At 68.2% G+C, this 14918-nt stretch carries 12 protein-coding genes; 4 read left to right on the top strand and 8 right to left on the bottom strand.

Annotated elements, in window-relative coordinates:
• Positions 1-62: 62 nt before the first annotated feature.
• Positions 63-1166, bottom strand: coding sequence for a dimethylsulfone monooxygenase SfnG (gene sfnG / locus WS46_RS15295; protein ID WP_059691004.1), 1104 nt, complete (start codon positions 1164-1166; stop codon positions 63-65).
• A gap of 139 nt (positions 1167-1305) precedes the next feature.
• Complete coding sequence (locus WS46_RS35340; RefSeq protein WP_156443137.1) at positions 1306-1614, bottom strand: hypothetical protein; 309 nt, start codon at positions 1612-1614, stop codon at positions 1306-1308.
• An 88-nt stretch (positions 1615-1702) separates the two neighbouring features.
• Here WS46_RS35340 and WS46_RS15285 point away from each other — a divergent pair, with 88 nt between their 5' ends.
• Complete coding sequence (locus WS46_RS15285; RefSeq protein WP_059691003.1) at positions 1703-2827, top strand: sigma-54-dependent Fis family transcriptional regulator; 1125 nt, start codon at positions 1703-1705, stop codon at positions 2825-2827.
• 165 nt (positions 2828-2992) lie between these two features.
• On the opposite strand, the gene WS46_RS15280 is transcribed toward WS46_RS15285, so the two are convergent.
• Entirely contained in the window at positions 2993-4189 is a 1197-nt protein-coding gene (locus tag WS46_RS15280) for a collagen-like triple helix repeat-containing protein (protein WP_059691002.1), read from the bottom strand.
• Positions 4190-4530: 341 nt separating this feature from the next.
• Between WS46_RS15280 and WS46_RS15275 the strand changes: the two genes are divergently transcribed.
• The 3 genes from WS46_RS15275 (at position 4531) to WS46_RS15265 (ending at position 8987) form a co-directional block, all read left to right on the top strand.
• The gene (locus WS46_RS15275) at positions 4531-6240 is read left to right on the top strand and encodes a dihydroxyacetone kinase family protein (RefSeq protein WP_059691001.1); all 1710 of its coding nucleotides are present in this window, start codon (positions 4531-4533) and stop codon (positions 6238-6240) included.
• Between the two features lie 129 nt (positions 6241-6369).
• Complete coding sequence (locus tag WS46_RS15270) at positions 6370-7758, top strand: MFS transporter (protein ID WP_059691000.1); 1389 nt, start codon at positions 6370-6372, stop codon at positions 7756-7758.
• A 296-nt stretch (positions 7759-8054) separates the two neighbouring features.
• Positions 8055-8987: an MBL fold metallo-hydrolase gene (locus WS46_RS15265; protein ID WP_059690999.1), complete on the top strand. Its 933-nt coding sequence runs from the start codon at positions 8055-8057 to the stop codon at positions 8985-8987.
• Positions 8988-9156: 169 nt separating this feature from the next.
• Here the strand turns inward: WS46_RS15265 and WS46_RS15260 are convergent, their stop codons facing one another.
• From WS46_RS15260 to doeA, 5 genes are all read right to left on the bottom strand, one after another.
• Positions 9157-10551: an aspartate aminotransferase family protein gene (locus WS46_RS15260; RefSeq protein ID WP_059690998.1), complete on the bottom strand. Its 1395-nt coding sequence runs from the start codon at positions 10549-10551 to the stop codon at positions 9157-9159.
• A gap of 20 nt (positions 10552-10571) precedes the next feature.
• On the bottom strand, positions 10572-12050 hold the full coding sequence (locus tag WS46_RS15255) for an NAD-dependent succinate-semialdehyde dehydrogenase (protein ID WP_059690997.1): 1479 nt from the start codon (positions 12048-12050) through the stop codon (positions 10572-10574).
• Positions 12051-12173: 123 nt separating this feature from the next.
• Positions 12174-12644 carry an Lrp/AsnC family transcriptional regulator gene (locus WS46_RS15250; RefSeq protein WP_059530774.1) on the bottom strand — a complete coding sequence of 157 codons (471 nt, stop codon included), beginning with the start codon at positions 12642-12644 and terminating at the stop codon, positions 12174-12176.
• A gap of 13 nt (positions 12645-12657) precedes the next feature.
• Complete coding sequence (gene doeB, locus WS46_RS15245; RefSeq protein WP_059690996.1) at positions 12658-13695, bottom strand: N(2)-acetyl-L-2,4-diaminobutanoate deacetylase DoeB; 1038 nt, start codon at positions 13693-13695, stop codon at positions 12658-12660.
• Between the two features lie 4 nt (positions 13696-13699).
• Positions 13700-14908 (bottom strand): ectoine hydrolase DoeA, encoded by a 1209-nt coding sequence (gene doeA / locus WS46_RS15240; RefSeq protein WP_059690995.1) that lies wholly within the window; start codon positions 14906-14908, stop codon positions 13700-13702.
• Between the last annotated feature and the right edge of the window lie 10 nt (positions 14909-14918).

Raw genomic sequence — 14918 nt, 5'->3', positions numbered from 1 at the left:
GGCGGCACGCGGCGCCAGCCGTGACGTTCACGCGATCGCCACGTCCTGCACACCCGCGCGCATCACGCGGCAACCGCCTGCTGCTGCGCTTCGAGCTCGCGCACGAGCGGCAGCACGCGCTTGCCGAAATACTCGACTTCCTCGATGAAATGCAGGAACCCGGCGAGCACGAGATCGACGCCGATCGCCTTCAGCGCGACGATCCGCTCGGCGATCTGTTGCGGCGTGCCGATCAGGTTCGTGCGGAAACCGTCGTTGTACTGCACGAGATCCTCGAACGTGGATTTCGCCCAGTTGCCCTCGCCTTCCGGTGACGCCTTGCCGGCCTCCTTCACCGCATCGCCGAACGCATGCACGGCCGCGACGTGTGCGTGCCGGACGATGTCGTCGAGCACGGCCCGCGCCTCTTCCTCGGTGTCGCGCGCGATCACGAACGCGTTGACGCCGATCCGCACGCGATGGTCGTTCGCGGCGGCCTTCGCGCGGATGTCGTCGATCTGCGCCTTCAGGTTCTCCGGCGTATTGCCGTTCGTGAAGTACCAGTCCGACACGCTCGCCGCGTTGTCGCGCGCCGCGCGCGAACTGCCACCCTGGAATATCTCCGGGTGCGGTTTCTGAACAGGCTTCGGGCTCAGCGTGTAATCGTTGAAGCGGTAGAAGTCGCCCTTGAACGTGAAATTGTCCTGCGTCCAGATGCCCTTCAGCGCCTGGATGAATTCCTTCGAGCGCCGATAGCGTTCGTCGTGCTCGAGCCACGGCTCGCCGATCGATGTGAATTCGCCCTTGAACCAGCCGCTGACGACGTTGATCGCGATGCGTCCGTTGGAAATGTGGTCGATCGTCGCGAGCTGCTTCGCGACCACCGCCGGATGCCACGGCCCCGGCAGGATCGCGGCGAGCACCTTCAGTTTCGTCGTCGCATGCAGCAGCGCCTGGCTGAACGAGACCGACTCGTGCTGGTATTCGGCGCCATAGCCGGCCGTGAAGCGGATCTGGCTCAGCGCGTAGTCGAAACCGGCCGCCTCGGCCGTGCGCGCGAGCTTCTGGTTGTACTCGAGGCTCCAGTCGGTACGCTGCTCGATCGTGCTGACGACGAGGCCGCCGCTGACGTTCGGCACCCAGTATGCGAATTTGACGCCGTCGGCTGCTGGTTCGTGAATGCTCATGAGAGGTCCTGATCGAAGGGAAAAACGAAAGACGGGCTGCGCGGCGGCGACAAGCGCGCGCGACTGCAGGTCGGGTTCGCAAGGAGCGTGCCATTGTCGATCGATGCACGTTCGCGCAGATCATCTGCAGCACGAAGTTTCATTCGATCGCCCATCTGTCAAAGCTTTCGCGGCCAAATAACCAGCCATGGAAAGCGTTTCGCCAGCCGCATCGCATCGATATTCCACAGTGAGATGAACCGACGGAATCAGCGTTGCTGATACGCTGCTGCTCGATCAGCAGTTTCGCGCCCGCCATTCGGCGGATCGCCGCGACCGGACGCCATTGCATCGAACGCGATGACGTCGAATCCGCTGTCGCGACAGCGCGCTTCCGCGCCGTTGCATCCTGCGCAGCAATCCGGCTTTCGTTATCAGAAATCGATGTTTCCCGTGCGGCGCAAAACACTGAACACTCTGCTGATCAGGCAGCAACCGGACCGCGGCGCCAGTCGACGCTGGTTCGAACCGTTCGATCGACTCACGCCTTCATCGCCATGACTTCCCTGTTTGCCACGCCACGTCCGGTCAACCTTCGTGTCGTCACCGCGCAGCCGGACGAATCGCGCGGCGCGCCCGTTCTCGAGCGCTCCACGCACCATGCGCGAGCCCGCACCCGCGCGCCCGTGTTCGTCGATCCGCGTTCGCTCGCGCTGCTCGAACGCGTGCGGCTCGTCGCGCCGAGCGACGCGAACGTGCTGATCGTCGGCGAGACCGGCACCGGCAAGGAGTTGATCGCGCGCCACGTGCACGACGTCAGCCATCGCGGCGGCGGCCCGTTCGTCGCCGTGAACTGCGGCGCGCTCTCCGACACGCTCGTCGACAGCGAACTGTTCGGTCACGAGAAAGGCGCATTCACGGGCGCAGTCGGCGCGAAGCCCGGCTGGTTCGAAGCCGCGAACGGCGGCACGCTGTTTCTCGACGAGATCGGCGACCTGCCGCTGTCGATGCAGGTCAAGCTGCTGCGCGTGCTGCAGGAGCGCGAGGTCGTGCGGCTCGGCTCGCGCACGGGCATTCCGATCGACGTGCGCGTGGTGGCCGCGACCAACGTCGACCTGCAGCAGGCGGTGGCGGACGGACAGTTTCGCGCCGACCTGTTCTATCGGCTCAACGTCGTGCGGCTCGACGTGCCGACGTTGCGCGAACGGCCGGGCGACATCCTGCCGCTCGCGCGCCACTTCCTCGACGAATACCGCAGCCGCGTCGGCCACGGGCCGCGCAGCATCGACCCGCGCGCGGCGCGGCGCCTCGAAGCGCATTCGTGGCCCGGCAATATCCGCGAACTGGAGAACGTGATCCATCACGCGCTGCTGGTGAGCCGCCACGATGCGCTGCAGGACACCGACCTGAACCTGTCGACGTCATGCGTGCGGGCCGTGGTTGCCGGCGCGCGGGAAGCGGCGGGCCGCGTGCCCGGTCAGGAAGCGCTCGAACTGACACTGTGCGCGCTGTTCGACGAGCCGCACGAGAACCTGTTCGAACGCATCGAGGACACCGTGATGCGGGTCGCGTTCGACTTCAGTCACCGCAACCAGGTGCAGGCTGCGCGACTGCTCGGCATCAGTCGCAATGTGCTGCGTGCGCGGCTGATTCGCGCGAAGGCGATCGCAGCGCTCAAGTGAGCGCGATCGCGCGGCAGCACGCGGCGCCGCGCGTCGGCGATGCGGGCGCCCGATGCTTCAGCTTGTGGCAATTCATCGACGGCATGGGCCGGCAAAGCCGATGCGCTGCTCGCCTTCCCCACGGCGAGCAGCGCGTGGTCCAGCCGCTCGCCGTGTGGTACGCCACTATTTCCCGACGCCGCCCGTCACGCCGCCGAGCAACGACGTAACGGGCGCGAGCGGATTCGCCGAGGAACCGGCTCCGCCCGCCGCGCCACCGAGCGTGCCGGTGACCGTCGACACGAGATTCGTCACCGGTGCCAGCGGGCTTGCCGCACCGGCACCGGTCGTGCCGCCGAGCGCACCGGTCAGTGACCCGAGCGGCGTCGAGCCGAGCCCCGACAGCACGCCGCCGAGCGGGCCGGACGCGCTCGAACCGTTCGACGGACCGTTCTGCACGGTGGTGATGGACGCGCCCGCGAGACTCACGATCAGGCCGGGAATCGGCGCGACGCCGTTCGGGCCGTTGTAGTTCACGAGTCCACCCGCGTTCGTGACGGTATTGCCGAGCGCGCCGACGAGCGTTCCCACCGCGCCGACGGCCGGCTGCGACGAAACGGATCCCATCCGCGAGCCCGTCGTCGCCAGCGCGCTGCCGACTTGCCCGAGCAGACCGGCCACCGGCTGCCCGAGGCCCGTGGTCGCGCCAATCTGCTGCGTCGCCTGGCCGGCCGTGATGACGAGCGGCGTGACGGCCGAGCTGAGCGGCTGCGTGACCTGTTGCACGGCGCCCGACGCCAGCGTCGCGCCGACCGTGTTGCCTGCCGTGCCGAGTCCGCCGGCCACGGTGTCGAGCACCGCGCCGACGGGTGTCGTCACCGGCGCGAGCGGCGCCAGCGGCCCCGAGCCGAGCGCGCGGACGGTCTGCGCGAGGCCCGCGACCGGATTCGCCGTCGCGCCGACGACGTCGCCAAGGCCGGCGACCGTCGTGCCGACCGGGTTCGAGGTCGAACCGATCTTGCCGAGCCCGTTGCTGAGCGCATCGGTCGCGGCGCGCGAAATCGTGCTGACGCTCGAGATCGTGTCGCCTGCGCTGCGCGTCACGGTATTCCCGAGTACCGGCAACGATATCGCGCTGACGGTCGAGCCGACGCCGATCGCGAGCGCGCCGGCGGTGCTCACGACGCCACGGGTGCCGGGGGCGCCGCTGGTGCCCCAGCCCCCGTCCGAGGTGTTGCTGCCCGGCGTATTGCCGCCGTCGGTTGCGCCGCTGGTGCTCGCGTTCGCGCTCGACGGTGCGGCGACGTCGTTGCCGCCACAGGCGGCCAGCATGCCGGCGGCGGCGAGCAACGCCGCGGACGTGACAATGCGGGTTCGATACATGGTGGTCTCCTCGCGGTCCGGGCGATGGAAATGTTCGGTTGAGGACCGCGGGAGAAACAGCATTTTCCATGCCATTGGCGCCAGGCGAATGGGCCTGCCCGACGCCACGCCAGCCTCCGCACGCCCGTCCGGGTGCTGCTCGCAATCATGCTCGGTACGTTTCGGGCCCCATGAGCGGCTCTGTTTTCGTTACATTCGTGCTACGAATGCTTCGATGTTACGTAACGCCGGCCGCGCGGCGCGCCACCTTCGGGGGGCGCCGTCTACCATCCAAAGTTCGAAGCCCCACGGCACCGCATGCGTGCGGCCGGGCTTCGTCCCACCGTCAGGAACCCGTTGCCATGAAAAAGCTCGTGAACCACCCGTCCGATGTCGTGCGCGAAATGCTCGAAGGCATCGCCCGGCAGTCGCCGCATGTCGCGATCCTCGGTGACGAGCAGGTGCTCGTGCGCCAGCCGCTGCCCGAGCCGTCGCAGCGCCCCGTCGCGATCCTGTCCGGCGGCGGCAGCGGCCACGAGCCCGCGCACGGCGGCTATGTCGGCGAAGGGATGCTGAGCGCGGCCGTCTGCGGCGAGGTATTCACGTCGCCGCCGACCGACGCCGTGCTCGCCGCGATCCGCGCGTGCGCCGGCCCGAACGGCGCGCTGCTCGTCGTGAAGAACTACACCGGCGACCGCCTCAATTTCGGGCTGGCCGCCGAACTTGCGCGCGCCGAGGGCATTCCCGTGGAGACCGTGATCGTCGCCGACGACGTGTCGCTGCGCGGCCGCGTCGAACGCGGGCAACGACGCGGGATCGCGGGCACCGTGCTGATCCACAAGCTGGCCGGCGCGGCCGCCGCGCGCGGGTTGCCGCTCGCCCGCGTCGCGGCAATCGCGCGCGACGCAGCCGCGGAACTCGGCACGATGGGCGTCGCGCTCGACGGCTGCACGATCCCGGGCGCCGACAAGTCGGGGTTCAGCCTCGCGGATCACGAGATCGAGCTCGGCCTCGGCATCCACGGCGAGAAAGGCGTCGAACGCACCGCGCCGCTGCCGGCCGACTTGCTGGTCGAGACGCTGCTGTCGAGCATCGTCGCCGACCTCGTGCTCGATCGCGGCGAACGCGTCGCGCTGTTCGTCAACGGTCTCGGCGCGACGCCGGACATGGAACTGGCGATCGTGCTGCGCGCCGCGTACGACAACCTCAGCCGGCGCGGCATCGCCGTCGCGCGGGCATGGGCCGGCACGTTCCTGTCGGCGCTGAACATGCCCGGTTGCTCGATCTCGCTGCTGCGGCTGAACGACGAACGCGCCGCCCTGCTCGACGCGCCGACGCAGGCGCGCGCATGGCCCGGCGGCGGCGCGGTCAACGCGCAGATCCGGGTGGCCGCGGCAGCCGCGCCCGACCAGCCGCCGCCGCCGCTCGATGCGGCCGGCCATGCGTGGGCAACACGCCTGCAGCCGGCGCTGCACGCTGTCGCGCAAGCGTTGATCGACAACGAAGCGACGCTGACGGAGCTCGACACGGCCGCCGGCGACGGCGATCTCGGCGCGAGCATGTATCGCGCCGCGCAGGCGATCCTCGCGTTGCCGGAAGCCGCATACGGCACGCCGGCCGGCATGCTCGCGGCGCTGGGCACCGCGTTGCGTCGAGCGATCGCGGGCAGTTCGGGACCGTTTTATGCGACCGCGCTGCTGCGCGCGTCGCGGCGCCTCGCCGATGCCTCGGATACCGCCGCACCGTCGGCGCGCGACTGGGCTGCGGCATTGCGCAGCGCGGTGGATGCGATCTCCGAACTGGGCGGCGCACGTGCCGGCGACCGGACGATGCTCGATGCGCTGGTGCCGGCCGCCGATGCGTTCGATCGCGCGCTCGATCATGATCGCGACCCCGCCGGCGCATGGGCGCAAGCCGTCGAGGCAGCGGAACACGGCGCGCAGCGAACGGCCGGCATGACGCCGCGCGCGGGGCGTGCGAGCTATCTCGGCGAACGCGCGATCGGCACGCCGGATGGCGGCGCGGTGGCGGTCGCGTACTGGCTGCGCGCGTTGCTGCCGCACGTGCGGTAAACAGCGACCACGGCACGGGAAAACCCCGATCCCCACATCGTCCTATGACATCGGGCATCGCTAATTGGCGGGATTACTTTGATCCTCGTCGGCGCCCGCCCGGGCGCACGCTGATAGCGAGGACCCCTCATGCGATACGTGCCATCGTGGACTTCCGTTTCCGCCGCCACGTCCGTTCCGGACGAGACGGCTTCCCGCGGCGACGAGCCGCACTGCCTGCCGCGGGTCGCGATCGCGGCCGCCGCCCTCGGCAATGCGACCGAATGGTTCGATTACGGCATTTACGCGTACGGACTCGCCTACATCTCCGCCGCGCTGTTTCCCGGCAACACGGCCAGCGCGACGCTGTTCGCACTCGGCACCTTCGCGATCTCGTTCCTGATCCGCCCGCTCGGCGGCCTGTTCTGGGGCCCGCTCGGCGACCGCCTCGGCCGCAAGCGCGTGCTCGCGCTGACCGTCCTCACGATGTCGGGCGCGACCCTGCTCGTCGGCGTGCTGCCAACGTATGCGAGCGCCGGCTGGCTCGCGCCGGCCGCGCTGATCGTGCTGCGCATGGTGCAGGGCTTTTCAACCGGAGGCGAATACGGCGGCGCGGCGACCTTCATCGCCGAATACGCGCCGGATTCGCGACGCGGCCTGTGCGGCAGCTTCCTCGAATTCGCGACGCTCGCCGGGTTCTCGCTCGGCGCGCTGCTGATGCTCGGCTTCGCACTGCTGCTCGGCGACACCGCGATGCATGCGTGGGGCTGGCGCCTGCCGTTCCTCGTCGCGGCGCCGCTCGGGTTGATCGGCTTCTATCTGCGTTCGCGCCTCGAGGAAACGCCGGTGTTCCGCGAACTCGAGGAGCAGGCGCATCGGCGCGAGCAGAGCACCGCCGCGACCGCGCTGCCGATCGGTCAGCTGCTGGTCCGTTTTGCGCGGCCACTGCTGCTGCTCGGCGGGCTCGTCGTCGCACTGAACGTCGTCAACTACGTGCTGCTCGCGTACATGCCGACCTACATGCACAAGGAGCTCGGCGTCAGCGAGAACATGTCGTTGCTGATTCCGCTGATCGGCATGCTCGCGATGATGGTGCTGCTGCCGTTCGCCGGCTGGCTGTCGGATCGCGTCGGCCGCAAGGCGATGTGGTGGATCTCGCTGGTCGGGCTGTTCGTCGCGGCCGTGCCGATGTTCACCTTGATGACGCACGGCGTGCTCGGCGCATTCGTCGGCTTCGCGGTGCTGGGCCTGCTGTACGTGCCGCAGCTCGCGACCATCTCCGCGATGTTCCCGGCGATGTTCCCGACCCACGTGCGGTATGCGGGCATGGCGATCGCGTACAACGTGTCGACTTCGCTGTTCGGCGGCACCGCGCCGATCGTCAACGACTGGCTGATCGGCAAGACCGGCAATGCGCTGATTCCCGCGTATTACATGATGGCGGCCTGTGCGATCGGGCTGGTGGCGCTGTCGGGCGTGATCGAGACGCGCGGATGCTCGCTGCGCGGCGAGACGGTGCCCGGGCGACAGCCGGGTTGATACCGGATGCGGCGCGCACGCCGCTCCCATAAACGGCATCCCTTGCATCGCCCGCGGTCCGACGACGGACGGCGGGCGATGTGCATTTCAACGCCATGAACCCGCCGGCGGATTGTTGTCGCGAGGACAACACGATGTTCGCAGGCGCGGTGCTTCAGGCGTTCGCCGGGCCTCCCTACAATCGCCGACATGCTCGATCGGCATGCGCGCGACACAAAAAGCGCGTCATGCGCGATCGCGCGCGAACCGCGCTGCGCGGCGCGGAAGACCCCACTCGATGAAGAGGACGATTGAACATGAACGGATCAATCCACAACGTGCGGCCGGTAACGACCCCGCTGGGCAAGGAAGCGGCTGGTGAACTCGTTCCATCCCGCTACGCGGTGCGCATCGGCGACGTCGACGTCGTGCTGATCAGCGACGGCGTTCTGCCGCTGCCGACTTCCACGATGTCCACCAATGTGAGCGAGGCGGACCGCAACGAATGGTTCGACGGACGGTTCCTGCAACGCGACATGTTCGACTGGGCGCTGAATATCGCGCTGGTGCGCAGCGCCGATCGCCTGATCCTGATCGACTCGGGCGTGGGCGACAGCTTCGAATACTTCACGCGCGCGGGACGGTCGGTGATGCGTCTCGAGTCCGCGGGCATCGATCTCGCCGCGATCACCGACATCGTGATCACCCACATGCATATGGATCACGTCGGCGGCCTGAACGTCGACGGCGTCAAGGCCCGGCTGAGCCCCGACGTGCGCATTCACGTATCGGCCGCGGAATTGGCGTTCTGGAAGAATCCGGACTTCAGCAAGACGGTGATGCCGGAAACCGTCCCGCCCGCGCTACACAAGGCCGCGGCGCGATTCGTGGAGCTGTATCGCGAGCACATCGTACCGTTCGACCACACCGTGGAAGTTGCGGCCGGCGTATCGGCGCGCGTGACCGGCGGCCATACGCCGGGACACTGCGTGGTCGATATCGCATCGAACGGCGAACGACTGACGTTCGTGGGCGACGCGATCTTCGAAGTGAACTTCGACCATCCTGACTGGCAAAACGGCTTCGAGCACGATCCGCAAGCGGCTACCGACGTCCGGATCGCACTGTTCAACGACGCCGCCGAAACCGGCGCGATGCTGGCCGCGGCGCATGTCGCGTTTCCGTCGATCGGCCACATTGCGAGAGACGGCGACGGCTTCCGCTTCGTCCCTGTCGTGTGGGACTACTGAGTGATGCGGGGCACGCAGCGGGCTGCCGTGCAGACCGGATTGACGATGGTTGAGCGATCGCCGCCGTTCTTGCAGAGATGGTGATGCGTCGTGAAGCAAAAACGCCGCCGCACTTCCGTGCGACGGCGTCATTTCGCGCGCTTGCGCGCGCATCGGACCCGCAGGAAACTCAGGCTACGATCGAAACATTGCGCTCCGCGACCTCGTCCACCGCTTCCTTCACGATACCGACGATCTCGTCGGCTTCGGCGCGCGTCATCACGAGCGGCGGTGCGAAGCCGAGAATGTCGCCGTGCGGCATCGCGCGCGCGATCACGCCACGCTGCAGCGCCGCGGCCGATACCTGCGCGCCGATCTTCAGCGACGGATCGAACGGCGTGCGTGCATCCTTGTCTGCCATGAACTCGAGCGCCGCCAGCATCCCGACGCTGCGGACCTCGCCGACGAGCGGATGCGCGCCGAACGCGTCACGCAGCTTCGCGCCGAAATACGCGCCCACTTCGGCAGCGTTGCCGACCAGGTTCTCGCGTTCGAGGATCGCGAGGTTCGCGAGTGCGGCGGCCGCGCACACGGGGTGACCCGAATACGTCCAGCCGTGCCCCATCGGCCCGTGCGCCTGCGAGCCGCGCGCGATCACGTCCCACACCTTCTCGCCGACGATCACGCCCGACAGCGGCGCATACGCACTCGTCAGCCCCTTCGCGACCGTGATCAGATCGGGCGCGATCCCGAAGTGCTGCGCGCCCATCTTCGAGCCCAGGCGCCCGAACCCGCAGACGACTTCGTCCGAGATCAGCAGGATGTCGTGCTTGCGCAGCACGGCCTGGATCGCGGGCCAGTAGCCGGCCGGCGGCTCGATGATGCCGCCCGTGCCCATCACCGGCTCCGCGATGAACGCGGCGATCGTGTCGGCGCCTTCGCGCGCGATCAGCTTTTCGAGTTCGTCGACGCAGTACGCGACGAACTGCGCTTCGCTCATGCCGGCCGGCGCCTTGCGATACCAGTGCGGACACACCGTATGCTTCACGCGGTCGATCGGCAGGTCGAAATGCTGGTGGAAACTCGGCAGGCCCGTGAGGCTGCCCGTCACGATGCCGGAGCCATGATAGCCGCGCTCGCGCGAGATGATCTTCTTCTTGTTCGGGCGGCCGAGCACGTTGTTGTAGTACCAGACGATCTTGACCTGCGTCTCGTTCGCGTCGGAACCCGACATCCCGTAGTAAACCTTCTTCATCCCGGCCGGCGCCCAGTCGATGATGCGCGACGACAGCTCGATGATCGCATCCGACGAGTGGCCGACATACGTGTGGTAGTACGCGAGCTGCTTCGCCTGCGCGTACATCGCGTCGGCGACTTCGGTACGGCCGTAGCCGATGTTCACGCAGTAGAGGCCGGCGAACGCGTCGATATAGCGCTTGCCCTGGTGATCCTCGATGTGAATGCCTTGCGCGCCGCGCACGATCTTGCCCGGCAGCGCACCGGTCTCGTGGTCGTATGCGTGCGTCGACGGATGCATGAAGTGGGTGCGGTCCTCGCGCAGCAGTGCGTCGATCGATTGTTTCATGATGGGCTCCTTTGAATGGGTCAGGCCGTCGCCGCGACGGGCAGGCCGAGATTGCCGAGGCAGAAATACTTGGTTTCGGTGAACGGTTCGAACCCTTCGGCGCCGCCTTCGCGCCCGAGGCCCGACGCCTTCATCCCGCCGAACGGGATCGGCGCACCGGTGAATTTCACGCCGTTGACCGACACCATCGCGAAGTCGAGCCGTCGCACGAGCTGGAAGATCGTGTCGATGCGCGTCGCACACACGTAGGCGGCGAGGCCGTATTCGGTGTCGTTGGCCTTGCCGACCACTTCGTCGAGCGTGTCGAACGCACACACCGCCGAGATCGGCGCGAAGTTCTCCTCGTCGTACACGCGCATGCCGGGTGCGGCATCCGCGATCACGGTCGGTTCGTAGAACCAGCCGCCGAGCGCGTGCGGCCGCCCGCCGGTGACGATGCGCGCGCCGCGTGCACGTGCGTCGTCGACGCGTGCCGCCGTCGCGTCGAATGCTGCCTGGTGCATCAGCGGACCGACGTCGACGTCCGGCTCGAACGCCGGGCCGGTTTTCAGTTCGCGCACCGCGTTCGCGTAGCGGTTGACGAATGCTTCATAGAGCGGGCGCGCGACGAAGATCCGGTTCGCCGCGCAACAGTCCTGGCCGGAGGTCTGGAACTTCGCGCCGACGGCGATCCGCACCGCCTGCTCGAGGTCCGCGTCCTCGGTCACGATGAACGGCGCGTTGCCGCCCAGTTCGAGCGCGACCTTGCGAATGCCGGCCTTGGCGGCGGTCTCGGTGACGAGCCGCCCGACGCGCGTCGATCCGGTGAAGCTCACCGCGCGCACGCGCGCATCGCCGACGAGCGTTTCCATCGCCATCTGCGGCTCGCCGAGCACGACGTTGAACACACCGGCCGGGAAACCGGCCTCGTCGGCGAGCTGCGCGAGCGCGAGCGCCGAAAACGGCGTTTCGTGCGCGGGCTTCACCACCACCGCGCAGCCGGCCGCGATCGCGGCGGCGGCCTTGCGCGTGATCATCGCGGCGGGGAAATTCCACGGCGTGATCAGCGCCGCGACGCCGACGGGCTCCATCAGCGTGCCGAGATGCGCGCCGTCGATGTGCGTCGGGATCGTGCGGCCCGCAACGCGCTTCGCCTCGTTTGCGAACCACTCGACGAAGCTCGCCGCATAACGGATCTCGCCGCGCGATTCGGCGAGCGGCTTCCCCTGTTCGAGCGACAGCAACGCGGCGAGATCGTCGAGATGCCGCAGGATCAGCGCATGCCAGCGCAGCAGCGCCACGCTGCGCACGGCTTGCGGCGTCCAGCGCCACGTGTCGAATGCACGCTGCGCGGCGTCGACGGCCGCGACGATCTGTGCGCGCTCCAGCATCGGCACATGGCCGATCACGGCCTGATCGGCAGGGTTCACGACGGCGACCGTCGCGGCACTGTCGCTGTGGATCCAGCGACCGTCGACATAGCACGTCGACTTGAACAGAACGGGGTGTCCGGGCAGCATGCTGCGTCTCCTCGTTTGGGTGGGCACGAGCTTCATTCTGTCGTGCCGCCGGCTGCGGAAATTTCGGTTTCGGCGCTCACGCCTTGCGGTTTTTTCCGTATTGGCCCGCGTTCGCGCGAAGTTTCAGTGCCAGTCCGGCGCGCCGCCCGATTCGCACTTCACGACCTTCGTCACGACGTACGTGAAGTAGCGCTCGATGCCGAGGTCGTCCATCAGCAGGCCATCGATGAAGCGCTGGTAGTGGTCGATGTCGCGCGCGACCACGTGCAGCACGTAGTCGACGCCACCGCCCGTCGCATAGCACTGCGCGACTTCGGGCGCCGCGCTCACCCGGTCCTCGAAGCGCCGCATGTCGGGCGCGGTATGACGCGACAGCGTCACCTCGACGACGATGCGGCTGCCCGAGAACGTGCCGATCCAGTCGACGTCCGCGCGATAGCCGCGGATCACGCCGCTTTCCTCGAGCTTGCGCACGCGCTCCCACGCGGGCGAGATCGACAGGTTCACGGCCTCCGCGAGCTTCGACTTCGTGATGCGCCCGTCGCGCTCGAGGATGCGCAGGATCGCCAGGTCGTATCGGTCGAGCTTGATCACGTCGTGCGCATCCTCATGCGGCCACCGGAATGTTGCGCTCGACGATGTCGGCGACCACCGCGATCGTGTCGCCGGCCTGCACGATGCCCGGGAAGTGCCGGGCCGCGAGCAGGCCGCGCCGCCGCGCGACGTATTCGACCGGCGCGACGCCCGTGCGGTCGATGTCGTGCACGCGCGCGAGCACGTCGCCCGCGTCGACCTCGCTGCCGAGATCGCGGCACATCTCGAGCAGCCCGCGATGCTCGCTGGTCGTGAAGCACGAACCGTCCGGCATGTCGAGCAGCGTGGTCGTGCGTGGCGCGCCGCGCGTGCGGCCGCGCTCGCCGTCGACGTTCGCGAGCACGCCCGCATGCGCGAGAAAGCCGCGCACGCCGCGCTCGGCGATCGCGACGCTCGCGGCCGTCGACGATCCGCCGCCGCCGAGCTCGGTCGACACGAACACCTTGCCGGCCGCCTCGGCCGCGGTGTCGAAAAGCCCGACGCTGTCGAGCTCCAGCATGCGCATCGAGTACGGCGCGCCGAACGCGCGCATCGCGCGTTCGCAGCGTGCTTCCTGGTCGCGATCATCCAGCACGTGGATCGCCGCGAACGGCACGAAATCGAGCGTGCGGCCGCCTGCATGGATATCGAGCACGTGCGTCGCGAGCGGCAGCAGATGCCGCTGGAAATAGTCGGCGATCTTCTCGGTGACGGTGCCGTCCGGACGCCCCGGAAAACTGCGGTTGAGGTTGCCCGCATCGATCGGCGACGTGCGGCAGCCGGCGCGAAACGCCGGGTAGTTCATGAACGGCACGACGATCACGCGACCGGTCACGTCGGCTGCCTTCAGCGAGCCGGCGAGTTTCGACAGCGCAACAGGCCCTTCGTATTCGTCGCCGTGGTTGCCGCCGGTCAGCAACACCGTCGGCCCGTCGCCGCGCTTCACGACGGTCACCGGAATCATGATCGCGCCCCACGCGGAATCGTCGCGCGAATAAGGCAGCTTCAGAAAGCCATGCTGTTCGCCGTCCGCGTCGAAATCGACGGTCGGCGTGATCGGAGAAGCACGCATCGTCCTACTCCTTCACGAACAGCTTGCGCGGCACGTTGCAGAACGTCTCCACGCCGGTCTCGGTGATCAGGATGCTTTCGGTGATCTCCAGCCCCCAGTCGTCGAGCCACAGTCCCGGCATGAAATGGAACGTCATGCCGGGTTCGAGCACCGTGCGATCGCCCGGGCGCAGGCTCATCGTGCGCTCGCCCCAGTCCGGCGGATAGCTCGCGCCGATCGGGTAGCCGCAGCGGCTGTCCTTCTCGATGCCGGCACGGCGCAGGACCGCGAAGAACGCATTCGCGATGTCTTCGCATACGTTGCCGGGCTTCGCGGCGGCGAGCCCCGCCTCGATCCCCTCGACCACCGCGCGCTCGCCTTCGACGAAGTGCGCGGGCGGCTTGCCGAGATAGACGGTGCGCGACAGCGGGCAGTGATAGCGGCGGTAGCAGCCCGCGATCTCGAAGAACGTGCCCGCGCCGCGCGCGAATGTCGTGTCGTCCCAGGTGAGATGCGGCGCGGCCGCGTCGGCGCCGGTCGGCAGCAGCGGCACGATCGCGGGATAGTCGCCGCCGAAGCCGTCCGCGCCGCCGATCCCGGTCGCATAGATCTGCGCGACGAGATCGCTCTTCTTCATGCCGGGCTCGATCGTGTCGACGATATGCGCATGCATGCGCTCGACGATCCGCGCGGCGACGCGCATGTACTCGATCTCGCGCGGCGACTTCACCGCGCGCTGCCAGTTCACGAGCGCCGTCGCATCGACCCAGCGCGCGGCCGGCAAATGCTTCCGCAGCGACGCGTACGCCGCCGCGCTGAAGTAGTAGTTGTCGAGTTCGACGCCGATGCGCAACATGCTCCAGCCGCGCGCGGCGATCACCTCGGTCGACAGGAAGTCCATCGGGTGACGGGCCGTCGACTGCACGTAATGATCAGGATAGCCGACGATGTTGTCGTGCGCCATGAACACGGTGCGCTTCGCGCCGTTCGCGTCCTGGCCGCGGCCGTACCAGACGGGCTCGCCGTCCATCGGCAGCAGCACGCACTGGTGCACGTAGAACGACCAGCCGTCATAGCCGGTGAGCCAGGCCATGTTGGTCGGGTCGGTGACGATCAGCAGGTCGATGCCGGCCCGCTGCATCGCCGCGCGCGTCTTCGCGATGCGCGCGGCGTACTCGCTATGCTCGAACGCGAGGCGCGGCGCGGCTTCGTGGGTTTCGATGACTGCGGACATCTGTCTCCTC

Origin of the sequence: Burkholderia sp. RF4-BP95, from assembly GCF_001521985.1 — a bacterium.
Lineage (GTDB): Bacteria > Pseudomonadota > Gammaproteobacteria > Burkholderiales > Burkholderiaceae > Burkholderia > Burkholderia diffusa.
Note: the sequence above shows the minus strand (reverse complement) of the source record. Positions and strands in the feature narration are given on the sequence as shown.